General features: G+C 68.1%; 20 protein-coding genes and 1 tRNA gene. 10 read left to right on the top strand and 11 right to left on the bottom strand.

Annotated features, from left to right (window positions below; genetic code table 11):
* The 7 genes from QQK25_RS14410 to QQK25_RS14380 form a co-directional block, all read right to left on the bottom strand.
* On the bottom strand, positions 1-861 hold the full coding sequence (locus tag QQK25_RS14410; RefSeq protein ID WP_284188541.1) for a hypothetical protein: 861 nt from the start codon (positions 859-861) through the stop codon (positions 1-3).
* A complete protein-coding gene (locus QQK25_RS14405) occupies positions 851-1,885 on the bottom strand; it encodes a polysialyltransferase family glycosyltransferase (protein WP_284188540.1) in 1,035 nt (344 codons plus the stop codon). Before QQK25_RS14405 ends, QQK25_RS14410 begins: the two co-directional genes overlap by 11 nt.
* A gap of 4 nt (positions 1,886-1,889) precedes the next feature.
* Positions 1,890-3,635 (bottom strand): lipid A export permease/ATP-binding protein MsbA, encoded by a 1,746-nt coding sequence (gene msbA / locus QQK25_RS14400; protein ID WP_284188539.1) that lies wholly within the window; start codon positions 3,633-3,635, stop codon positions 1,890-1,892.
* Positions 3,632-4,294 carry a fused DSP-PTPase phosphatase/NAD kinase-like protein gene (locus QQK25_RS14395; protein ID WP_284188538.1) on the bottom strand — a complete coding sequence of 221 codons (663 nt, stop codon included), beginning with the start codon at positions 4,292-4,294 and terminating at the stop codon, positions 3,632-3,634. Before QQK25_RS14395 ends, msbA begins: the two co-directional genes overlap by 4 nt.
* 176 nt (positions 4,295-4,470) lie before the next feature.
* Positions 4,471-4,779 (bottom strand): hypothetical protein, encoded by a 309-nt coding sequence (locus QQK25_RS14390; RefSeq protein ID WP_284188537.1) that lies wholly within the window; start codon positions 4,777-4,779, stop codon positions 4,471-4,473.
* A 15-nt stretch (positions 4,780-4,794) separates the two neighbouring features.
* Positions 4,795-6,699: a B12-binding domain-containing radical SAM protein gene (locus QQK25_RS14385; RefSeq protein WP_284188536.1), complete on the bottom strand. Its 1,905-nt coding sequence runs from the start codon at positions 6,697-6,699 to the stop codon at positions 4,795-4,797.
* Between the two features lie 55 nt (positions 6,700-6,754).
* Positions 6,755-8,131, bottom strand: coding sequence for a GGDEF domain-containing protein (locus tag QQK25_RS14380; RefSeq protein ID WP_284188535.1), 1,377 nt, complete (start codon positions 8,129-8,131; stop codon positions 6,755-6,757).
* A 304-nt stretch (positions 8,132-8,435) separates the two neighbouring features.
* On the opposite strand from QQK25_RS14380, the gene QQK25_RS14375 reads away from it, so the two are divergent.
* Positions 8,436-8,969: a hypothetical protein gene (locus QQK25_RS14375; protein WP_284188534.1), complete on the top strand. Its 534-nt coding sequence runs from the start codon at positions 8,436-8,438 to the stop codon at positions 8,967-8,969.
* On the opposite strand, the gene QQK25_RS14370 is transcribed toward QQK25_RS14375, so the two are convergent.
* Positions 8,966-10,189, bottom strand: coding sequence for an MFS transporter (locus tag QQK25_RS14370; RefSeq protein ID WP_284188533.1), 1,224 nt, complete (start codon positions 10,187-10,189; stop codon positions 8,966-8,968). The two genes, QQK25_RS14375 and QQK25_RS14370, sit on opposite strands and share 4 nt — an antisense overlap.
* Before the next feature lie 149 nt (positions 10,190-10,338).
* Between QQK25_RS14370 and QQK25_RS14365 the strand changes: the two genes are divergently transcribed.
* Positions 10,339-10,716, top strand: coding sequence for a DUF805 domain-containing protein (locus QQK25_RS14365; protein ID WP_284188532.1), 378 nt, complete (start codon positions 10,339-10,341; stop codon positions 10,714-10,716).
* A gap of 6 nt (positions 10,717-10,722) precedes the next feature.
* Here the strand turns inward: QQK25_RS14365 and guaD are convergent, their stop codons facing one another.
* Positions 10,723-12,042 (bottom strand): guanine deaminase, encoded by a 1,320-nt coding sequence (guaD, locus tag QQK25_RS14360; RefSeq protein ID WP_438696447.1) that lies wholly within the window; start codon positions 12,040-12,042, stop codon positions 10,723-10,725.
* Complete coding sequence (xdhC, locus tag QQK25_RS14355) at positions 12,042-13,073, bottom strand: xanthine dehydrogenase accessory protein XdhC (protein ID WP_284188530.1); 1,032 nt, start codon at positions 13,071-13,073, stop codon at positions 12,042-12,044. The genes guaD and xdhC overlap by 1 nt, the downstream gene beginning before the upstream one ends.
* 220 nt (positions 13,074-13,293) lie before the next feature.
* Here xdhC and QQK25_RS14350 point away from each other — a divergent pair.
* From QQK25_RS14350 to QQK25_RS14335, 4 genes are all read left to right on the top strand, one after another.
* Positions 13,294-13,378 (top strand) — tRNA-Leu (locus tag QQK25_RS14350).
* A 143-nt stretch (positions 13,379-13,521) separates the two neighbouring features.
* On the top strand, positions 13,522-14,193 hold the full coding sequence (locus tag QQK25_RS14345) for a DNA alkylation repair protein (RefSeq protein ID WP_284188529.1): 672 nt from the start codon (positions 13,522-13,524) through the stop codon (positions 14,191-14,193).
* A gap of 276 nt (positions 14,194-14,469) precedes the next feature.
* Positions 14,470-14,808, top strand: coding sequence for a P-II family nitrogen regulator (locus tag QQK25_RS14340; protein WP_284188528.1), 339 nt, complete (start codon positions 14,470-14,472; stop codon positions 14,806-14,808).
* A 12-nt stretch (positions 14,809-14,820) separates the two neighbouring features.
* A complete protein-coding gene (locus QQK25_RS14335; RefSeq protein WP_284188527.1) occupies positions 14,821-16,260 on the top strand; it encodes an ammonium transporter in 1,440 nt (479 codons plus the stop codon).
* 69 nt (positions 16,261-16,329) lie between these two features.
* Here the strand turns inward: QQK25_RS14335 and QQK25_RS14330 are convergent, their stop codons facing one another.
* Positions 16,330-16,929 (bottom strand): helix-turn-helix domain-containing protein, encoded by a 600-nt coding sequence (locus tag QQK25_RS14330; RefSeq protein ID WP_284188526.1) that lies wholly within the window; start codon positions 16,927-16,929, stop codon positions 16,330-16,332.
* 142 nt (positions 16,930-17,071) lie between these two features.
* On the opposite strand from QQK25_RS14330, the gene purU reads away from it, so the two are divergent.
* The 4 genes from purU to QQK25_RS14310 all read left to right on the top strand — a co-directional run.
* Positions 17,072-17,932 carry a formyltetrahydrofolate deformylase gene (gene purU / locus QQK25_RS14325; protein WP_284188525.1) on the top strand — a complete coding sequence of 287 codons (861 nt, stop codon included), beginning with the start codon at positions 17,072-17,074 and terminating at the stop codon, positions 17,930-17,932.
* A 36-nt stretch (positions 17,933-17,968) separates the two neighbouring features.
* Positions 17,969-19,210: an FAD-dependent oxidoreductase gene (locus QQK25_RS14320; RefSeq protein ID WP_284188524.1), complete on the top strand. Its 1,242-nt coding sequence runs from the start codon at positions 17,969-17,971 to the stop codon at positions 19,208-19,210.
* A 14-nt stretch (positions 19,211-19,224) separates the two neighbouring features.
* Positions 19,225-19,482, top strand: coding sequence for a sarcosine oxidase subunit delta (locus tag QQK25_RS14315; protein ID WP_284188523.1), 258 nt, complete (start codon positions 19,225-19,227; stop codon positions 19,480-19,482).
* A partial coding sequence (locus tag QQK25_RS14310; protein WP_284188522.1) for an FAD-dependent oxidoreductase occupies positions 19,482-20,343 on the top strand: 862 nt, incomplete at its 3' end. The genes QQK25_RS14315 and QQK25_RS14310, both read left to right, overlap by 1 nt.

Raw genomic sequence — 20,343 nt, 5'->3', positions numbered from 1 at the left:
TCAGTATTCCAGTCGGCCGTGGTGGCCCTTGAACCGCAGGATGCGTGACTTGTGTTTTTCGACGAGCCGCGCCGCCAGGCCGCGCAGGGGCGCCAGCAGGCCCGGCGCGGGGTGGTGGCCGAGCACCCGATGATGGCGGCAGTCTTCGGGCAGCGTGGCAAGCACCGACCGGAACTCGGCTTCCGGGTCGATGCCGTCGCCGGCAAGCTTGCGATAGAAGGCGCCGTCGGTCTTGATCGGCCGGGTGTGGCGGATCACCGTGGTGTCGATGATGCCCACCTTGCCGCCGTCCTGGCGGGCCAGGTGGCACAGGGCGTGGTCGGTGCCCCAGGTGCTGAAGGTGATCGGCAGGTCGTTCAGCCGGCGGGCGATGAAGCCGGTGTCGAGGCAGGGGCACATGATCTCGACGAAATTGGTCTCGCGCCATTCGGCCAGCGGGTTGCGCAGCATGATGCGGTGCGACCAGTAGCCGGACCAGTCCTGGGCCGGATGGGCGACGGCGAGGCCGAGGCGGTCGACGTCTTCGAAGAAGGCCGAGATGCTGCCGGCGGTGACCGCCAGATCGTCGTCGGCCAGCAGCACGTAGCGGTAGGCAGACAGATCCAGCGCGCCGGATTGCACGCATTCGCGGAAGTGGGAGAGCTTGTTGTAGCCGCCGATCACGGTGGCGACGGCGCCGGGCTGGGGTTCGCGCGGGGCGTAGCCGCTCACGAAGACGTCCCAGTTGCGCTCGGGTTCGGCGGCGAGCCAGTCGGGCAGCAGGTCGGTGGCGCCGACCCGCATGAAGACGAGATACGGCCGCCGCACTGCGGGCGCGGGTTCCGGTCGGGTGAAGGGCGCCGGCCGGATCTCAGGCGCCATGGACATCGACCCCGGTGGTGCGGAAGGCTTCCAGCATCTGGCGCTTCTCGTCGGCGGATTTGAAGCGCACCCGGTCCCAGCCGAAGGCGACCACCTTCGTGCTGGCCGGGGCGGTCTGGCGGGCGAACAGCAGGGCGCTGGAGCGCACCCCGACGACGGCGTTGTAGGGCGTGCGGGCGAGGTGGACTTCGAGCGGCTCGTCCAGATTGACCACTTCGTAGGCAGGCTGGTTGAGCTCCCGCGATGGATCTTTCGGGTGGCCCTTGTAGAAGATGCGGGTGATGCCGCGGGCGGCGAGCCAGGCGCGGATCTCCTCGCTGACGGCGTCCCGGTCGGTGCCCTTCATCAGCCCGGCGCCTTCCAGGGGCTGGCCGATCACCAGGGCGGTAGGTTCGCCGTCGCCAACAACGCGGGTCGGGTCGGGCTCGACCAGTGGCGGCAGCACTACCGCCTTGGCCGGCGGGTATTCGTGGGGCAGGCCGGGCAGCACGTAGACGCGGTCGCAGAAGGGCGCGTCGGAGCCGATGCGGTCGCCCGAGAAGCACCAGTAATCAAGCTCGGGCGCCACCAGCTGGCGCAGCTTGCGCACGTACTGGAGGAAGCGCTTGGCGAGGGTGAGCGGGTAGCGGCGGATGCTGATGATGCCGTCGGGCAGGATGCGGGCGTGCATCTCGCTGGCGCCGCAGCGGGGCGGCAGGGCGCGCAGGAAGTAGTTGATCGCCTCGGTGTCGAACACCGCGCTGTGGATGTGCAGCACCTTGCAGCGGCCGACCAGATCGGCCACCAGCCGGATGTTCTCGCGCTGGCGGCGCAGGCGGCCGAAGGGGCCGGGCAGGGGTTCCCAGCGGGGCCAGGGCATGTAGCCGGCGGCGTCCCAGTCGGTCTGCTTGATGATCGGGGTGACGCCCCGCTTGTAGCACACCAGCACCTGGCGGGCACCGGGCTCGAAGTTTTCGGCGATGCGCCGCGCCGCCAGATACTGCAGCGGCGATGCGACGAAGTAGAGGGCGACGCGATCGCTCATGGGTTCAGGCCTCCGGAATATCGTGGGCCTCGCCGCTGGCGAGCAGCCGGGCGTAGGCGCCGCCAGCGGCGACCAGGGTGTCGTGGGTGCCGGATTCGACGATGCGCCCGCGCTCCATCACCACGATGCGGTCGGCGTCGCGGATGGTGGACAGGCGGTGGGCGATGACGATCACGGTGCGGTTCTTGCGGAGTTCGATGAGCGCGTCCTTCACGGCGCGTTCGGATTCGTTGTCGAGTGCCGAGGTGGCTTCGTCCAGCAGCAGGATCGGCGCATCGCGCAGGAAGGCGCGGGCAATCGCGATGCGCTGGCGCTGGCCGCCGGAGAGCTGGCTGCCGTTGGCGCCGACGCGGGTGGCGAGGCCGTCGGGCAGCTTGTCGATGAACTCCATCGCGTGGGCGGCGCGGGCGGCCTTGATGATCTCGGCCTCGGGCACGTCGGGCCGGCCGTAGGCGATGTTGGCGGCCACGCTGTCGTCGAACAGCACCACCTGCTGGCCGACCCAGCCGAGCTGCTGGCGCAGGTGGGCGAGCGGCAGGCTGGACAGCGGCGTGCCGTCGAGGAGGATGCGGCCTTCGTCGATGTCGTAGAAGCGGGCCACCAGATTGACGAGCGTGCTCTTGCCGCTGCCGGAGGCGCCCACCAGGGCGATGGTCTGGCCGGGCGGGATGTCCAGGTCGAAGTCGCGCAGGGCGTATTCGGTCTGGCCGGGGTAGCGGAAGCTGATGTGCTCGAAGCGCAGCGCGCCGCTGGCGCGGGGGAAGCTGCCGGTGGCGGTGTCGACCTCGGCCGGGGTGTCGAGGAGCTCGAAGATGCTCTGGGCGCCGGCCAGACCGCGCTGGATCACGGCGTTGATGTTGGTCAGGCGGCGGATCGGCTCGAACAGCATCGACATGGCGGTGACGAAGGAGACGAACTCACCGGGGCTGAGCTTATCCTGGGCCGACAGCGACGTGGCCGTCCAGATCACCGTGGCCACCGCCGCTGCGGCGAGCACCTGCACCAGCGGCACGTTGATCGCCGACACGCGCACGGTGTGCATGGTCTGCTTGCGCAGCTTTTCGGAGATGTCGGCGAAGCGGGCGTCCTCGTGGTCGTGGGTGCCGAAGAGCTTGATCTCGCGCACGCCGCCGAGGGTTTCTTCCACCGTGCCGGTGAGGTGCCCGGCGGTCTCCTGCATCTCGCGGTTGGAGCCGCGCAGCTTGCGGCTCGCCACCCGGATCAGCCACGCCACGATCGGCGCGATGGCGACGATGACGAGGGTGAGCTCCCAGGCGGTGTAGATCAGGTAGCCGGTGAGGCCGACGATGATCAGCGAGTCGCGCACCACGATGATCCACGCGTTGGACAGCGCCGCGCCCACCTGGGGGATGTCGTAGAGGATGCGCGACAGCATCCGCCCGCCGGCTTCGGCCTGGTGCACCGGGATCGGCAGGTGCATCTGGTGGCGGAACACCTGCTGGCGCAAGTCGTTGATGGCCTTGTTGGCGATCCACTGGCTCGACACGTTGGCGGCGTATTCGGCGACGCCCTTGGCCAGGAAGGCGAGCATCAGGAACAGCGGCACCTGCCACTGGGCGGTCTGGCTCTTCTTGATGAGGCTCTCGTCCACCAGGGGCTTGAGCAGGCTCGGCAGCACGGGCTCGAGGGAGGCTGCGGCGACCATTGCCAGGATCGACAGCAGCACCACCCGCGAGTAGGGCCGCACCGAGCCGAGCAGGCGGCGGTAAAGCTGGATGGATTCGTTCATTCCCGGTGCAGCACCTTGTCCACGATCAGGCTGGCCCAGCCTTCCTCACGGAAGCGGGCGTGCAGTTCGAGGCGGTTGTATTCGGTATTCACCCAGTCGAGAAAGCTGATCGGCGACCGGGCGTTGCGGGCCACGTAGGTGGCGAAGAAGAAATCCAGCACGCCGGTCTTGGCGCGCTTGAAGTGGCCGTACTTCCAGGAGAGCTCGTTCATCGCCTCCTCGACCGGATGGCCCAGGTGCAGGATGCGGTACAGGGCGGCGCCGAGGCCGGCCCGGTCTGCACCGGATTTGCAATGAAGCAGCGCCGGGTATTCAATTTTTTTGAATAATTCGTCCATCGCGTGGACTTCCTCGATCTCCGGCGGCGTACGGGAGTAGAGCTTCACGTCGTGGAGCGCGATGCCGGCCTCGTCGCAGGCTTCCTTCTCGAGGGCGTAGGAGCCGTAGCCGTGGGCGCCGCGCAGGTTGATGATGCTCTTGAGGCCGAACTTGCGGGCGTACTTGCGGATCTGCGCCGGGCTGGGCTGGCTGGAGCGGTACATGCCGCCGCCCAGGTCGTAGAAGTTGTTGTAGATGGCGCGGATCGCCCCGTGGTCCACCAGGTGCATGTCGAACCAGGCGCGAACCCGGCCGCTGGTGCTGGAAATGTCCATCGTCATCGGGCGGCCTTCGGGCGCAGGGCGGCGCCGATGGGGGCGGCGCGACGGGCGGGGTGGTCCGGCAGTAAAACGTGCATGAGCGCAAACGGCAGCCGCAGGCCGGCACGCCGATCGTGGGAAAGGGCGGATTATCGCATCAAGGGGGGCGGGCAGGGACGGCGCCCGCTGCCGGCGCCTCAGTCGCCCAGCGTTGCCAGGAACTTCTGGCGTGCGGCTTCGAGCTCGGGCCGGGAGAAGTCGTCGGCGAGGCGCAGGGCTACGGCGTGGTAGGTATCGAAGGCGGCGCGGACCTTGTCGGCGTCCACCGGCCGGCCCGGGGCGGGGGACGGGGCGGGCGGAATTTCGCCGACGGGGCGCAGCACCGCGTAGCGCGGGATCATGCGCTGGCCGCCTTTCTCGGAGGCGGCGGTCATCGGGCCGGTCTTGGTGTAGATCTCGCCTTCGTATTCGAAGCGCGTGCCGAGGGGGATGAGGTTGATTTTCATGGCGATTGCAGTGGATCAATAGCCCAGGGCGCGGGCGATGAAGTTGCGCGGGACGCGGGGTTTGGGCACCTTGGTGTCGAACCAGCGACGCACGTCCTCGTCGAGGCCGATGCCGTGCATGTAGTTGTAAAGCGCCTTGTTGAGGGCCACGCCAAGGGCGTCATGGTCCACGCCGGTGGGGTCGATGAAGCCCACGTCGTTCTTGGCGAAGCTGATGGGCGGCAGGGGCTTGAGCTTGATGCCGTATTCGTCCGGGTGCTGGCCCACCGGCGAGTGCACGGTGCACACGAAGCGGTGGAAGAAGCCGGACTGGATGCAGCCGGCGTCGAAGAGCTGGCGGACGTATTCCAGCGCGTCCACCGTGTCCTGCACGGTTTGCGTGGGGAAGCCGTACATCAGGTAGGCGTGCACCAGGATGCCGGCGTCGGAGAAGCCCTTGGTGACGCGGGCCACCTGATCCACCGACACGCCCTTCTTCATCAGCGTGAGCAGGCGGTCGGAGGCGACCTCCAGCCCGCCGGAGATGGCGATGCAGCCGCTGTCGGCGAGCTGCTGGCACAGCTCCGGGGTGAAGGACTTCTCGAAGCGGATGTTGCCCCACCAGCTGATGCTGCGCTTGCGCCGGGCGAGCTCGTCGGCCAGGGCCTTGAGCATCTTGGGCGGGGCGGCTTCGTCCACGAAGTGGAAGCCGGTCTGGCCGGTCTCGGCCACCACGGCCTCGATGCGATCGACGAGGACTTCGGCGCTGGCGGCGTCGTAGCGGCCGATGTAGTCGAGGCTCACGTCGCAGAAGCTGCACTTCTTCCAGTAGCAGCCGTGGGCCACGGTGAGCTTGTTCCAGCGCCCGTCGGACCACAGCCGGTGCATGGGGTTGAGCATGTCGAGGATGGACAGGTAGCCATCCAGCGGCAGGCCGTCCCAGGTGGGCGTGCCGACCTCGGCAAAGGGGATGTCGGGCTCGGCGAGGTTGATGTAGCGCACGGCGCCGTCTTCACGCACGTAGGTGCGCACCAGCCGCGACTTGCCGCGCTTGCCGTCGAGGTGTTCGAGCAGCGCGAGGAGCGGGCGCTCGCCGTCGTCGAGCGTCACGTAATCGAAGTAGTCGAAGACCCGCGGCTCGGTGAGCTCGCGCAGCTCGGTGTTCACGAAGCCGCCGCCCAGCACGGTGACGATGGACGGGTCGTGGGCCTTGATGGTCTGGGCGATGCGGAAGGCGGCGTACACCGAGCCGGGGAAGGGCACCGACAGCAGCACGACGCGCGGTGCGTGGCGGGCGACGGCATCCAGCGTGAGGCGGGCGAGGGTCTCGTCCACCAGCGTGGGCGGCGCGGCCAGGGCGGCGGCGAGCGGCGCGAAGGTGGGCTGGGCCATCGCCAGGGATTCGGCGTAGCGGACGAACTCGAAGCGCGGGTCGGCGGCCTCGCGCAGCACGTCGGCGAGGTCGTTGAGGTAGAGGGTGGCCAGGTGCCGGGCTTTATCTTGCACGCCGAGGGCGCCGAAGGCCCAGGCGAGGGGGTCGCCGCCGTCCGGGTCGTAGTAGGCGTCCAGCGACGCGAAGCGCGGGCCTTCGGGCAGAAAGGCGCGGCTGGCGATGCGGTGGGCGAGGGTCGGGTCGCGCCCCTGCAGAAAGCCCAGCACTGCGCTGACGGTGGCGAGGTAGCGGTCGAACTGGGCGTCGAAGGATTGCAGCGCGGGCGGGCGCTTCTTGGCGGGCATCGCCCGGGTGAGCGCCCGCAGGGCGGCGAGGCTGTCCGGGGTGAAGAGTTCGAGCACCAGCTTGAGGGCCAGGTCGTCCTGCCGCGCGTCCACGCCCCGCGCACGCAGGAAGCCGGTGAGGTAGGCGGTGGACGGGTAGGGCGTGTTGAGCTGCGTCATCGGCGGGATGAGCGACAGCACGCGAAGGCCGGGGCTTTCGGTCATGGCGGGGGCGGGCGCGGGGCCCGCGGGGCGCAGAAAAGGGGAGGCCCGAATGATATCAGGCCACCACCACGCGGTTCCGCCCCCCTTCCTTGGCGGCGTAGAGCGCCTTGTCGGCGCGCTCGATGAGGCGCTGGTAATCCGGGTGACCGTCGTCCTCGGCGATGCCGATGCTGGTGGTGACGCGCACCGACTGGCCGCCGGAGAGCGGGATGTCAGCCGCCTCGATCTGCTGGCGGATCTTCTCGGCGACGGCCCGGGCGCGTTCCTGATCCACCGCCGCCACCACCGCCAGGAACTCCTCGCCGCCGTAGCGGAAGACGAAATCGCCGCTCCTCACCAGGTTCATGATCTGGCTGGCCACGTGCTGCAGCACCCGGTCGCCGGCCTCGTGGCCGTGGGCGTCGTTGACCCGCTTGAAGTGGTCGATGTCGAGCATCAGCACGCAGAAGCGCCGCCCGCGCTGGCGCGACAGGGTGATTTCGCGCTTGAGCACCGAGGGCAGGAAGCGCCGGTTGAAGAGCTGGGTCAGCACGTCGCGGCCGACTTCCAGATCCACCAGCCGGTCGAACATCGCCCGCAGCAGGAACTTGATCTCGTCCAGCTGCTTGAGCACCGCCCGGGCCAGGTCGCGATTGACCTCGGACTGCATGTTCCGGTCGCGGCCCAGGGTGAGCTGGGGAAACAGCGCCTCATCCACCCGCTCGACGCATTCGGTGATCAGCGGCAGCTCGCGGGAATCGTCGAAGAGCATCGGCGCCTTGTGGTGCAGCCACAGGCCGAACTCGGACTCCTGCAGGTTGGGCATCTCGTCGGCGGCGCTGCCCGAGGCGAGCATGCGGTAGAAGCGCGCCTCCCATTCGAGCAGTGCGACGGACTGTTTCTCGCGCTCCAGCGCCAGGTCGTGGCCGGCTACCGACATGCGGAAGGCCTCGTCGGTGCGGGCGCCGCGCTCCGAGAACATCACGAAGGCAGTGCTCATTTCCTCGAAGGCCACGTCGATCAGCGCATCCACGTACACCACCGCGCGGACGAGCTCGATCCGCTCCAGCGGCGTTTCGATCAGCAGGGCGTTGATGTCGTGCTTGAGCAGGCGCAGCCCCTTGGCCACCAGCCCGACGGGAATCTGGGCGCGGGCGTGGACTTCACCCACATGGCGCTGCATGGCCAGCGCGGCGGCGAGCTCGTCCCGGGTGGTGTGGCAGAACAGCACCTCCATCCAGCGCTGCAGGCCGGGCTTGAGGCGGGCCTCGACCGCGGCCAGCGACAGGAATGGGCGGGCCGCGGCGTCGTTGAGCATGAAGGCGTAGAACGTGGTGGCCAGCGTCGACCGGTGCTGCAGGATGAGCGTCGCGACGACGTCCCGGATTGGCTGCGAGGTACTTTCGTTGAGAAGGGTCCAGGTCTGCTCGGCGAGGCGGGAGGTGGAAGGCATTGGGACGCCCTTTTGATTATTGTTGTTGGCTCCCGACGATAAGCGTCGCGCCGATCGGGCGGCAAGCGTCTTTCCGGCCGTTCTGTGAGCGCCTGCACAGCCCGGCGGGCGTGCGACCGTCCCGCTCGCGGTCACGGATGCCCATCATGGGTTCTGGCCGGGCTGCCGGAAGCGCCAGGCCGATGCCTTCATCGCATCCCGCGATGCTTTCCGGAATATGCAGATTGCGATTCCGGGCCTAGAATTCCGTCTGGTGCCGCGCCCTTTCGGGGCGTGATCTTCCCGAAGCCTGCCGGAGGCAGCCATGAACGACGACTACGACTACCGAGCCACTTTCGATTTCAGCCAGAACGACCTGAAGGCCATCGAGCGCGCCGTCGCCATCCTCGAAGAGAAGTTCTCTATCCTCGGCGACTACGACGAGACGGATCTCCCCGACGGCGTGCCCTTCTATCCCCGCGACGAAGTCTTCATCAGCAAGGCCACCGATCTGCTGCGGCGGGAGCGGGACATCTTCGAGCACGACGACTGGGTGGATATCGACGAGATCCGCGGCCACATGTTGAGCGTGGCGCAGCTGCGTCCCTTTCTGGTCCGCCTGCGGGCGCTGATCGAGCAGGGCGAGAGCAACCTGCGGGATCTGCTGTGCGAAGCCCACGACGCCTGTCTCATGGGCGTCTTCACCCTGGAGCGCCAGCGCCCTCACCTCAAGGAGCTGCCCGCGCTGCACGAAGTGGGCACCTGGCGGGGCCCCAACGTGATGAAGCTGCTGGGCGACACCTCGCTCCTCGACGAAGACGAACTGCGCGAGGCCAAGGGTGGCGACGCGGCCGCCTAAGTGGCCACCTCGGCGGCCCCCTGACTGGCCCGCTGGCTGCGCCGGTAGATCAGCCCGGCCACGCAGCTCGCCAGCCCGCACACCACCAGCGTCGGGCGCACCCCGAAGGCGTGGGCGGCGCTGCCCACCACGAAGCTGCCGATGGGCGCGAGGCCCAGGAAGGCCATGGTGAACAGCGCCATCACGCGGCCGCGGAAGTCGTTGTTCACGGCGGTCTGGATCAGGGTGTTGCTGCCCGCCACGCACAGCAGGATCGCAAAACCCAGCACCACCAGAATCGGCACGCTGAGCCACAGGCTGCTGGACACACCGAGGCCCGCCACCGCCACGCCAGCCGCCGGCGCCGCGCGCCCCACCAGCGCGGTGAGGCCGGCGGTGTCGGTGCGGCTTGCCAGCAGCACCGCGCCCGACAGCGCCCCGGCGCCGGCGCAGCCCATCAGCAGGCCGAACAGGCGGGCGTCGCCGCCAAAGATTTCCTTCGCAAACAGCGGCATCAGCACCGCGTAAGGCGTGGCGAGCAGGCTCAGGCTGGCCACCAGCAGCAGCGACGAGCGGATCGCCCGATTGCCGGCGCAGTAGGCGAGCCCTTCCCGCAGCGCTTGCAGCGGCGGGGCGGACGGTCGCGTGCCGGTGCCGGCCGGCAGGCGTATCGCCAGCAGGGCCAGCAGCACCGCCAGATACGACGCGGCGTTGAGCAGGAAGCACAGGGCCTCGCCGGTGGTGGCCACCACCCAGCCGGCCAGGGCCGGGCCCACGAAGCGGGTGGCGTGCATCATGAACGAGTTGAGCGCGATGGCGTTGGGCAGATCGTCCCGGTGATTGACCAGCTGCACCACGATGGACTGGCGGGCTGGCACGTCCAGCGCGTTGATGCAGCCCAGCCCGAAGGCCAGCATGATGAGGTGGGCCGGTGTGGCGGCGTTCTGCCAGGCCAGCAGCGCCAGCAGCAGCGCCTGGGCCATCGACAGGGCCTGGGTGACGAGGAGCAGCCGGCGCCGGTCGAAGCGGTCGGTCATCACCCCGCCGAAGGCGCCCAGCACGAGGATCGGGATCTGGCTGGCAAAGCCCACCGCCCCCAGCACGAAGGCCGAGCCGGTGAGCCGGTAGGCCAGCCACACCATGGCGATCTGCTGCATCCAGGTGCCGGCGAGTGACACCAGCTGGCCGGCGAAGTAAATCCGGTAGTTGCGGGAGGCGAGGGCGCGGAGGGACGGCGGCATGGGGGCGAGGCGACGGGCAAACCCGGAAGGTAGTCTGCTTGCCGCCCGCTGTGAAGGGGCGGGCAGCGCCCGGATCGAGCACCGGCGCCGCGGCGCATGCTATCGTCGTTCAGGGGCAATCCGCCCGTTTTCACGCATGAGGTGACAGGATGGAGTGGTATCTGCTGGCGTTCCGCAAGTTCGCCGAGTTCAAGGGGCGTTCGCCGCGCAAGGAATACTGGATGTTCACCCTCTTCAACCTGCTGATCGCCCTGGGGCTGGGCATGCTGGCCGGCCTGGTTGGTGGCAAGGGGGGCGGGCTGACCGATGTGGTGTCGGGCCTCTACACGCTGGTGGTGTTCGTCCCGAGCCTCGCCCTGTCGGTGCGTCGGCTGCACGACATCGGCAAGTCGGGCTGGTGGATGCTGATCACGCTGATTCCGCTGGTCGGCCCGCTGATCATGCTGTTCTTCATGGTGAAGGACAGCCAGCCGGGCACCAACGAATACGGCCCCAACCCGAAGGAAGCGGTGCTGCTGCCCGCCTGATGGGGGTCAGCCCCGTCGCCAGGCCACCTCGCCCAGCACGTGGGTGGCCACCACGCAGCGCTGGTCGCCGAGGATCATCAGCGCGAACAGGCGTTCGGCCAGCGTGGTGGTGCGCTCCATCCGCCACGCGAGTTCCGGCGTGGCGGCCCAGTCGAGAACCACCAAATCCGCCTCCCGGCCCGGCGCGAAGCTGCCGATGAAGTCGTCCAGATAAAGCGCCCGGGCCCCGCCCAGGGTGGCGAGGTAGAAGCCCCGGAGCGACCCCAGCGGCGTGCCGCAGGCCTGGCTCACGTGGTAGGCGTCGCGCAGGGTGGCGAGCAGGCTGAAGCCGGTTCCGGCGCCGATGTCGGTGGCGAGGCCCACCCGCAGGCCGGCGTCGAGGCTGGCCGCGTGATCGAAGAAGCCGCTGCCGAGAAACAGGTTGGAGCTCGGGCAGAAGGCCGCGCTGGTGCCGCTGGCCGCCATCGCCCGGCGTTGGTCGTTGCTCAGGTGGATGCAGTGGGCGTGGATGGCCCGCGGGCCGGCAAGCCCAAAATGGGTATAGACATCCAGATAGCTGCGCCGATCCGGAAAAAGATCGGCCACCCAGGCCATTTCGGCGCGATTTTCGGCCAGGTGGGTCTGAAGGTGCAGGTCCGGCACGCTGGCGAAGAGCTCGCCGGCGAGGCGCAGCTGCTCCGGGGTCGAGGTGGGCGCGAACCGCGGCGTGAGGCTGTAGCGCAGGCGCCCGCGGCCGTGCCAGCGGTTGATCAGGTCCAGGCTGTCGCGGATGCCCGATTCGGCGGTGTCGCGCAGGTTATCGGGGCAGTTGCGGTCCATCAGCACCTTGCCGCACAGCAGGCGCAGCCGGTGCGCCTCGGCCACCGCAAAGAAGGCGTCGGCCGAGTGGGCATGCACGGTGCCGAACACCGACGCGGACGTGGTGCCGTGGGCGAGCAGGCGCTCCACTACGAAGGCAGCGGCCCGCTCGGCCTCGGAAAGATCGGCCAGCCGCGCTTCGGCGGGAAAGGTGTAGTCGTTCAGCCAGTCGAGCAGCTGGCGGCCGTAGGCGCCGATGATCCCGGCCTGGGCGTAGTGCAGGTGGGTGTCCACGAAGCCCGGCAGCACGAGGCGGCCCCGGTGGTCGTGGAAGGCGGCGGCTTCGCGCACGCCGGGCGGCAGGGCCGGGACGATGGCGTCCCACGGCCCGGCGCCCTCGATGCGTCCATCGACGATCCACAGGCCACCGTCGTCGAAATATTGCCAGGCGGCCGGGTCGGCCTCCGGCCCCGGATCGGACAGGAAGTGCAGCACCTGCCCGCGCACCAGGACATGCTGCGCGGCCATCATTGGGGCCTCGGCAGCGACGACAGGGGCGGCACGTCGGGCCCCGGGTGGGTGGCGTGGCCGATAGCCATGCGGGTTTCGCGCACCTGGAGGATCTGCGCCGCCACCGACGCCGCGATGGCCGCCGGATGCTTGCCCTCGATGCCGGGGATGCCGATGGGGCAGGTAAGGTCGTCGAGGCGCTCCGGGTGGAGGCCGCGATGGATCAGCTGCCGGCTGATGGCCTCCCGTTTGGATTCGGAGCCGATGAGGCCCAGGAAGGCGAAATCCTCGCGCAGGCAGGCGGCCTCGCAGAGTTCAAGGTCGAGGGCGTGGCTGTGGGTCATCACCAGAAGGTAGGCGCCCGGCGGGGCGGTGGCGATCTGGGTGGTGGGCTGGTCGGTGACGAGCGGGCGGACATTGTCGGCCTGGGGGCCCGCCGCCTCGAACAGCTCGGCCCGACCATCCACCCAGGTGATCTGGGTGCCCAGCGGCGTGAGGGCGCGCACCACAGCCGAGCCCACGTGGCCGGCGCCGAACACATAGACCGGAAACGGATCGCCCCCCAGCTGCTGGCTGAAGCACCAGTGCTCGCCGTGGGTGGTGAGGTGGGCAAAATCCGGCCCGCTACCCGCAAGCCGCGGGTCGCTCAGTGTCCAGCCGGATGCGCCGTCGGTGTCGGAGAGCCGGCGGCGCAAGCCCATGCCGGCCTCGACCGCCGAGGCACGCACCTGCCATTCGGGCTGCGTGGCGGTGTCGATGCGTTCTGCCGCCAGCCACACGATGCCGCCACAGGCCTGGCCCATGGTCGGGCCGAGAGCAAAGCGCAGCAGGCGGGGCGGGCCGCCCACTTCGAGCAACGCATCAGCGGCGCTGGTGGCGAGCCATTCGAGCTGCCCGCCGCCAACGCTGCCCAGCTTGTCGCCCGGCGTGACCAGCATGGTCGTGCCGGCTTCGCGGGGCGTGGAGCCGACGGTGTGGACGATCGTGAGCAGCACGGCAGAATCGCCGGCGGCGAGGGTTCTGACCAGAGCGGGTAGCCAGTCGATCATGCGGATGGGGTCTCCGGACGAGCAGGGGCGGCGCGCATCAAGGCCGGCAGGGGCAGGACAACCGTCCCCGCATCCGGGCGTGCCGTGTCTCCCACGGTACCACAGGCCACCCCGGCCGACGGGTCGTCCGCCGGGGACATGCAATCACCCCTTGACGAAGCTCAGGATTAAGCTAGAATTCACGCCCTTCTGCGCTCCTCGTCAAACAGGTTGCTGCAGTGCCTTGGTGGTGAAATTGGTAGACACGCTATCTTGAGGGGGTAGTGGCGAAAGCCGTGCGAGTTCGAGTCTCGCCCAAGGCACCATTAGATGTTCCGCAGTGTTCCGAATCAGGCCGGCAAACCCAGCAAAATCAAGGGTTCCGGCCTTTTTTGCGTCCGCCGTCGCTCCTTGCCGGCGTGATGGCCGCGGCCTAGGATCTCGACGCAGATCTTGCCATCCTTCCTCCATGCATCCCGTCGCCCAGTCCATCGTCACCGCGCTTGCCGCCCATGCCGACCCTGCCCGTGCGGAGGGAATGGTGGCTTACATGCGCGGTCAGTTTGCGTTCTTCGGCATTCAGACGCCCGTGCGGCGGGCGTTGACGCGGCCGTTCATCCGCGAGGCTCGGCCGGCGGATGAGCTCTTTGCGATCGCGGCCGACCTGTGGGCGCAGTCGGAGCGGGAGTGTCAGTACGTGGGCAGTGATCTGCTCGCACGTCAGTGGCGGGCGCTGGGGGCCGCCGACGTGCCGGCGCTGATCGAGCTCGCCCGCGGCAAGGCCTGGTGGGACACCGTGGATGTGCTGGCCGGGGTGGTGGGCGACGTGCTGCGCCCGCTGCCGGCCGAGGCGGCGCGGCAGATGGACGCGGCGGTGGTGCACCCGGACAAATGGGTGCGGCGCATCGCGATGCTCCACCAGCTTGGCTGGCGCGGCGACACCGATGTGACGCGGCTGTTCGGCTATGCGCTGCGGCTGGCGCCCGAGACTGACTTCTTCATCCGCAAGGCCATCGGCTGGGCGCTGCGCGACTACGCCCGGCACGATCCGGCGGCGGTGGGGGATTTCCTCGCCCGCCACGCAACCAAGCTGTCTCCCCTCACCCGGCGGGAGGCCGGCAAGCACCTTCCGCCGGGCTGACGGCGGGCGCGGTTCCGCGCTTGCTCCGCGTCCATTTTCCACCGGTTCTGCGTCCCGCTTTGGTGCGCCGCAGCAGGCGTGCGCCGTGTTGTGGTGCATTAATCTTTGTTTCTCTGTGGTTAAAGCCCGCTAAATCGGGCTTTGCTGTCGTGGCACGTCTCATGCTTCATGTAGTGAAAAATTTATTCACTTCATGCAATGGAGGTACAGCCATGCAATGCCAGCAGAGAACGGTCGTACGGTGCGCCCCGGCGCCGCTTCGTGGAGGACGCTCCCATGAAGCTCATTAGCGCAATCATCAAGCCCTTCAAGCTCGACGAGGTCCGCGAGGCCCTCAACGTGGTGGGCGTGCACGGCCTCACCGTCACCGAGGTGAAGGGCTTCGGCCGCCAGAAGGGCCACACCGAGCTCTACCGGGGCGCCGAGTACGTGGTGGATTTCCTGCCCAAGGTGAAGCTGGAGATGGCGGTGCCCGACGAGCGGGTGGAGGACGCCATCGGCGCCATCGAGAAGTCCGCATCCACCGGCAAGATCGGCGACGGAAAAATCTTCGTCTTCGATCTGGAAAAAGCCATCCGCATCCGTACCGGCGAGTCCGGCAACGAAGCCCTGTAAGGAGAGAAGACGATGAAACGCTTGCTCATCAGTGCATCCCCCTTGCTGGGGATGCTCATTGCCGTACCCGGTTTTGCCGAGGACGCGGCGCCTGCCGCCGCGGCGGTGGCGGATGTGGCGGCCCAAGCGGCCGCTGCGGCGCCGGTGCCCAACAAGGGCGACACGGCCTGGCTGATCACCGCCACGCTGCTGGTGGTGATGATGGCCGCGCCGGGCCTCGGCCTGTTCTACGGCGGCATGGTGCGTGCCAAGAACATGCTGTCGGTGCTCATGCAGACGCTGGTGGTGTTCTGTCTGCTCGGGGTGTTGTGGGCGGTGTATGGCTACAGCCTAGCCTTCACCGACGGCAACGCCTTCATCGGTGGTTTCGACAAGCTCTTCATGAAGGGTGTGACGCCGGAATCGGTGGTGGCCACCTTCAGCAAGGGCGTGGTGCTGCCGGAGTACATCTTCGCGGCCTTCGAGCTGACCTTCGCGGCGATCACCCCGGCGCTGATCATCGGCGGCTTCGCCGAGCGCATCAAGTTCTCGGCGGTGCTGATCTTCATGGTGATCTGGTTCACCTTCTCCTACATCCCGATGGCCCACATGGTGTGGTACTGGGCCGGCCCGGATGCCTACACCTCGGCCGAGGCCGCGGAGAAGGCGGGCGCAGTGGCAGGCTTCCTGTTCGGCAAGGGCGCGCTGGATTTCGCGGGCGGCACGGTGGTGCATATCAACGCCGGTGTGGCGGCGCTGGTTGGCGCCTTCATGATCGGCCCGCGCCTGGGCTATCGCCGCGAGTCGATGGCCCCCCACAGCCTCACCATGACCATGGTTGGCGCGTCGCTGCTGTTCGTGGGCTGGTTCGGCTTCAACGTGGGTTCGTCGCTGGAAGCGGGCGCCACTGCGGGCCTCGCCTTCTTCAACACGCTGGTGGCCACCTGTGCGGCAACCGTCGCCTGGACGGTGATCGAGGCCGTGCTGAAGGGCAAGCCGTCGATGCTCGGGGCGGTGTCTGGCGCCATCGCCGGCCTGGTGGTGATCACCCCGGCCTGCGGTCTGGTCGGCCCGATGGGCGCCATCGTGATGGGGCTGCTGGGTGGCGTGGTGTGCTACTGGGGCGTCAATGGCCTCAAGCGCATGCTGGGCGTGGATGACACCCTCGACGTGTTCGGCGTACATGGCGTGGGCGGCATCCTCGGTGCGCTGCTCACCGGCGTGTTCGCCGCGCCGGAGCTGGGCGGCACCGGCGTCTATGACTACGTTGCCAACGCCGTTGCGCCCTACGACATGAGCGCGCAGCTGATCGCCCAGGCTTGGGGCGTGGGCACCGCGGTGGTGTGGTCGGGCGTGGTCTCGTATCTCGGCTTCAAGCTGATCGACATGACCATCGGCCTGCGCGTGAGCGAAGAGGACGAGCGGGAGGGCCTGGATCACGCGGCCCACGGCGAATCGGCCTACCACCTCTGAGCGGAGGGCGCCCGTAACGACATCGGGACGCCCGTGGGCGTCCCGATTCGTCAGCGCGGCGGGTGGCGGTCAGTCTTCGCCGCCGGCCGGATACATCAGGATCGACAGGAACTTGATCGGCACCTGGTTGAGCTTCTCCGGCCCGTGGGGCACGTCGCCCCGGAAGGTGAGGGCGTCGCCCGGTTTGAGCACGTAGGTGTTCTGGCCGTGGCGGTACTCGATCTCGCCTTCGAGCATGTAGATGAACTCGGTGCCCGGGTGCTCGAAGATCGGGAAGGTCTCGGAGGCGTGGTCGATGGTGATCAGGAAGGGCTCGAAGACCTTGGTCGGCCCCTGGTCGTAGGCCAGCAGGTGGTAGGTGTGGCCTCTCTTGGTGCCCCGGCGGACCACCTCCATCCCTTCGCCGTCCTTCACCAGCTGGGCGCTGCCGTCGCGCACGTCGTAGCCGCGGAACAGCGCGGAGATCGACACCCCGAGGGCGCCGGCGAGCCGTGACAGGGTGTCGAGGCTGGTGGCGGTCTGGGCGTTCTCGATCTTGGAGAGCATGCCGCGGCTGATGCCGGCCAGGGTGGCCACGTCGGCGATGGTCAGCCCGTGCTTCTGGCGCAGGTCGCGGATGGTGTTGCCCAGGTAGCGCTCGAGGCTGGTCGTGTCTTGGTTTTCGGTCATGGAATTTCCCCTCAACAGGCTGGGGCGATTATTGCACACGCCATATGTTTCCTGCTGAGAAAAATAGTTGACACGCAGTTATCGAAGATGCACCATGTTCAAAAATAATTCGTTGTATGAACTTTCCAGCGGAGCAGCGAACATGTCGTCGAATCGTCGTTACACCCTCTCCCTCTCGTGCCCGGATCGGGTCGGCATCGTCGCCGCGGTGAGCGGATTCCTGGCCCAACACAAGGGCTGGATCACCGAGGCCAGCAACCACGCGGATGCCGAAGCCGGCCGTTTCTTCATGCGTCAGGAAATCCTGGCCGACACGCTGCCGTTCGGTCTGGGCGAGTTTCAGGCGAAGTTCGCCCCCATCGCCGCCGAGTTCGGCATGGACTGGTCGATCAGCGACAGCGCCCGCAAGAAGCGCGTGGTGATCCTGGTCTCCAAGCAGGAGCACTGCCTGTACGACCTCTTTGCCCGCTGGCAGTCCGGCGACCTGGACATCGACATCCCCTGCGTGATCTCCAACCACGAGACCTTCCGGGGTTTTGTGGAATGGCACGGCATTCCCTTCCACCACGTGCCGGTGACCCCGGACAACAAGCCCGCCGCCTACGCCAAGGTCGAGCAGCTCTTCAACGAGGCCGAGGGCGACGTGATGGTCCTCGCCCGCTACATGCAGATCCTGTCGCCCGAGCTGTGCGCCAACTACCCCGGCCGGATCATCAACATCCACCACAGCTTTTTGCCCAGCTTCGTGGGCGCCAAGCCCTACCACCAGGCCTACACCCGGGGCGTGAAGCTGATCGGCGCCACCTGCCACTACGTGACCAGCGAGCTCGACCAGGGCCCGATCATCGAACAGGACGTGATCCGCGTGGATCACTCCGACGCCCCGGACGACCTCGTGCGCTACGGCAAGGACATCGAGAAGGCCGTGCTGGCCCGCGGCCTGCGCTACCACCTGGAAGACCGGGTGCTGGTGCATGGCAACAAGACGGTGGTGTTCCGCTAAGCCGCCCAACCCCAAACAGAGACTGAGGAATCCACCATGCCCTGGCGTCTCCTGCGCTTTGCGCTCAACAAGAAACATCCCGAACCGCGGATGTTCACCCCCCACGCCGAGCTCAAGTCGAGCTACGACGTGGTGATCATCGGCGGCGGCGGGCACGGTCTGGCGGCGGCCTACTACCTGGCCCGCGAGCACGGCATCACCAACGTCTGCGTGCTCGAGAAGGGCTACATCGGCGGCGGCAACACCGGCCGCAACACCACGATCATCCGCTCCAACTACCTCACCCCCGAGGGCGTGCAGTTCTATGACGAGTCGGTCCGCCTGTGGCAGGACCTGTCCCAGGACTTCGACCTCAACCTGTTCTACGCCAACCGCGGCCACTTCACCCTGGCCCACACCGACGCCGCCCTGCGCACCATGCGCTGGCGCGCCGAGGTGAACAAGCACTACGGCGTGGCCTCGGAAGTGGTCGGCCCGGAGGTGGTGAAGGAAGCCGCGCCGATGATCGACATCACCTGCGGCGGCCACGCCCCGATCCTCGGCGCCCTGTACCACGCGCCCGGCTCGGTGGCCCGCCACGACGCGGTGGCCTGGGGCTACGGCCGCGGCGCCGACCAGCGTGGCGTCGAAATCCACCAGCAGACCGAAGTGCTCGGCATCGACGTGCAAGGCGGCAAGGTCAAGGGCGTGCAGACCTCCCGCGGCTACATCGCCACGGGCAAGGTGCTGTGCGCGGTGGCCGGCTCCACCCCGCGCATCCTCAAGATGGTGGACATCAAGTCGCCGATCTACATCCACCCGCTGCAGGCCATGGTCAGCGAGCCGGTCAAGCCCTGGCTCGACCCGATCCTCGTCTCCGGCAGCCTGCATGTGTACATCAGCCAGTCGGCCCGCGGCGAGCTGGTGATGGGCGCCTCCCTCGACCCCTACGAGCTCCACGGCACCCGCTCCACGCTGGACTTCGTGGAAGGCCTTACCACCCACATGCTCGAGATGTTCCCCTTCCTCTCCAACGTGAAGGTGATGCGCCAGTGGGCCGGCATGGCCGACATGACGCCGGACTTCGCCCCGGTGATGGGCAAGACGCCGGTCGAAGGCTTCTACCTGGATTCCGGCTGGGGCACCTGGGGCTTCAAGGCCACGCCGGTGTGCGGCAAGACCATGGCCCACACGGTGGCCACCGACACCACCCATCCGCTCATCACCGGCTTCTCCCTCGACCGCTTCCGCAACTACGCCCTCACCGGCGAAAAGGGCGCGGCGAGCGTGGGCCACTAAGCGAGGTTCCGACCATGAAGATCATGACTTGTCCCCTCAACGGTCCGCGCCCCGTCTCCGAGTTCTTCTACTGGGGCGAAGTCCGGCCGATGCCCGACCCCACCGCCTGCGACGACGCCACCTGGGCCGACTACGTCTTCAACCGCAACGGCGCCCCCGGCGTGAAGCGCGAGTGGTGGTGCCACACCCCCAGCAACACCTGGTTCATCGCCGAACGCGACACCGAGAAGGACGTCGTCGTGCGCACCTACTTTTACGAGGGAGAAGCCTGATGCGACTGCCTGCCATCAGCGGCGAATGGATCGACCGCTCCCGTTCCGTCGAATTCAGCTTCGAGGGCCGCAGCTACAAGGGCTACGAGGGTGACACCGTCACCACCGCCCTGTGGGGCGCCGATGTCCGCGTGCTGGGCCGCAGCTTCAAGTACCACCGGCCCCGCGGCGTGCTGTCCCTCGCCAACCACGACACCAACGCCATCCACCAGTGGGGCGACATGCCCAACCTGCGCGCTGACGTCACGCCGCTGGTCGCCGGCATGAACCTCACCGCGGTCAACACCTTCGGCTCGCTGGAGAACGACAAGGGCCGCATCCTCGGCAAGCTGTCGCGCTTCCTGCCGGTGGGCTTCTATTACAAGGCTTTCCACAACAAGCGCCTGTTCCCCATGTGGGAGCGCATGTTCCGGATGATGACCGGCCTCGGCCGCGTCGATTTCGCCACCCCCCACAAGCGCACGCCCAAGGCCTACGACTTCTGCGACGTGCTGGTGATCGGTGGCGGCGCATCCGGCCTCTCCGCCGCGCTGGCCGCCGCCGCCCAGGGCGCCGACGTGGTGGTGGTGGACGAGAACGCCCGCATCGGCGGTGCCGCCGGCTACCAGCTCGGCAACGACGCCACCCGCCGCCGCACCCACGCCGAGCTCCTCGCCTGCGTGGCCGCCGAGCCGCGCATCCGCGTCGTCACCGCCACCTACGCCGCCGGCTACTACAAGGACCACTGGATTCCGCTGGTCAGCGCGGAGCGCATGGTCAAGATGCGCGCCGGCAGCGTGGTGGTCGCCAGCGGCGCCTACGAGCAGCCCGCCGTCTTCCACAACGGCGGCCTGCCCGGCGTGGTGCTGGCCAGTGCCGCAC

This window comes from Zoogloea oryzae (genome assembly GCF_030161255.1).
In the GTDB taxonomy this organism is placed as follows: Bacteria; Pseudomonadota; Gammaproteobacteria; order Burkholderiales; family Rhodocyclaceae; genus Zoogloea; species Zoogloea oryzae.
Note: the sequence above shows the minus strand (reverse complement) of the source record. Positions and strands in the feature narration are given on the sequence as shown.

Coding starts and splice junctions, on each gene's coding strand:
- QQK25_RS14410 (WP_284188541.1), bottom strand. CDS start 861: ATGGCGCCTGAGATCCGGCCGGCGCCCTTCACCCGACCGGAACCCGCG.
- QQK25_RS14405 (WP_284188540.1), bottom strand. CDS start 1,885: ATGAGCGATCGCGTCGCCCTCTACTTCGTCGCATCGCCGCTGCAGTAT.
- msbA (WP_284188539.1), bottom strand. CDS start 3,635: ATGAACGAATCCATCCAGCTTTACCGCCGCCTGCTCGGCTCGGTGCGG.
- QQK25_RS14395 (WP_284188538.1), bottom strand. CDS start 4,294: ATGACGATGGACATTTCCAGCACCAGCGGCCGGGTTCGCGCCTGGTTC.
- QQK25_RS14390 (WP_284188537.1), bottom strand. CDS start 4,779: ATGAAAATCAACCTCATCCCCCTCGGCACGCGCTTCGAATACGAAGGC.
- QQK25_RS14385 (WP_284188536.1), bottom strand. CDS start 6,699: ATGACCGAAAGCCCCGGCCTTCGCGTGCTGTCGCTCATCCCGCCGATG.
- QQK25_RS14380 (WP_284188535.1), bottom strand. CDS start 8,131: ATGCCTTCCACCTCCCGCCTCGCCGAGCAGACCTGGACCCTTCTCAAC.
- QQK25_RS14375 (WP_284188534.1), top strand. CDS start 8,436: ATGAACGACGACTACGACTACCGAGCCACTTTCGATTTCAGCCAGAAC.
- QQK25_RS14370 (WP_284188533.1), bottom strand. CDS start 10,189: ATGCCGCCGTCCCTCCGCGCCCTCGCCTCCCGCAACTACCGGATTTAC.
- QQK25_RS14365 (WP_284188532.1), top strand. CDS start 10,339: ATGGAGTGGTATCTGCTGGCGTTCCGCAAGTTCGCCGAGTTCAAGGGG.
- guaD (WP_438696447.1), bottom strand. CDS start 12,042: ATGGCCGCGCAGCATGTCCTGGTGCGCGGGCAGGTGCTGCACTTCCTG.
- xdhC (WP_284188530.1), bottom strand. CDS start 13,073: ATGATCGACTGGCTACCCGCTCTGGTCAGAACCCTCGCCGCCGGCGAT.
- QQK25_RS14345 (WP_284188529.1), top strand. CDS start 13,522: ATGCATCCCGTCGCCCAGTCCATCGTCACCGCGCTTGCCGCCCATGCC.
- QQK25_RS14340 (WP_284188528.1), top strand. CDS start 14,470: ATGAAGCTCATTAGCGCAATCATCAAGCCCTTCAAGCTCGACGAGGTC.
- QQK25_RS14335 (WP_284188527.1), top strand. CDS start 14,821: ATGAAACGCTTGCTCATCAGTGCATCCCCCTTGCTGGGGATGCTCATT.
- QQK25_RS14330 (WP_284188526.1), bottom strand. CDS start 16,929: ATGACCGAAAACCAAGACACGACCAGCCTCGAGCGCTACCTGGGCAAC.
- purU (WP_284188525.1), top strand. CDS start 17,072: ATGTCGTCGAATCGTCGTTACACCCTCTCCCTCTCGTGCCCGGATCGG.
- QQK25_RS14320 (WP_284188524.1), top strand. CDS start 17,969: ATGCCCTGGCGTCTCCTGCGCTTTGCGCTCAACAAGAAACATCCCGAA.
- QQK25_RS14315 (WP_284188523.1), top strand. CDS start 19,225: ATGAAGATCATGACTTGTCCCCTCAACGGTCCGCGCCCCGTCTCCGAG.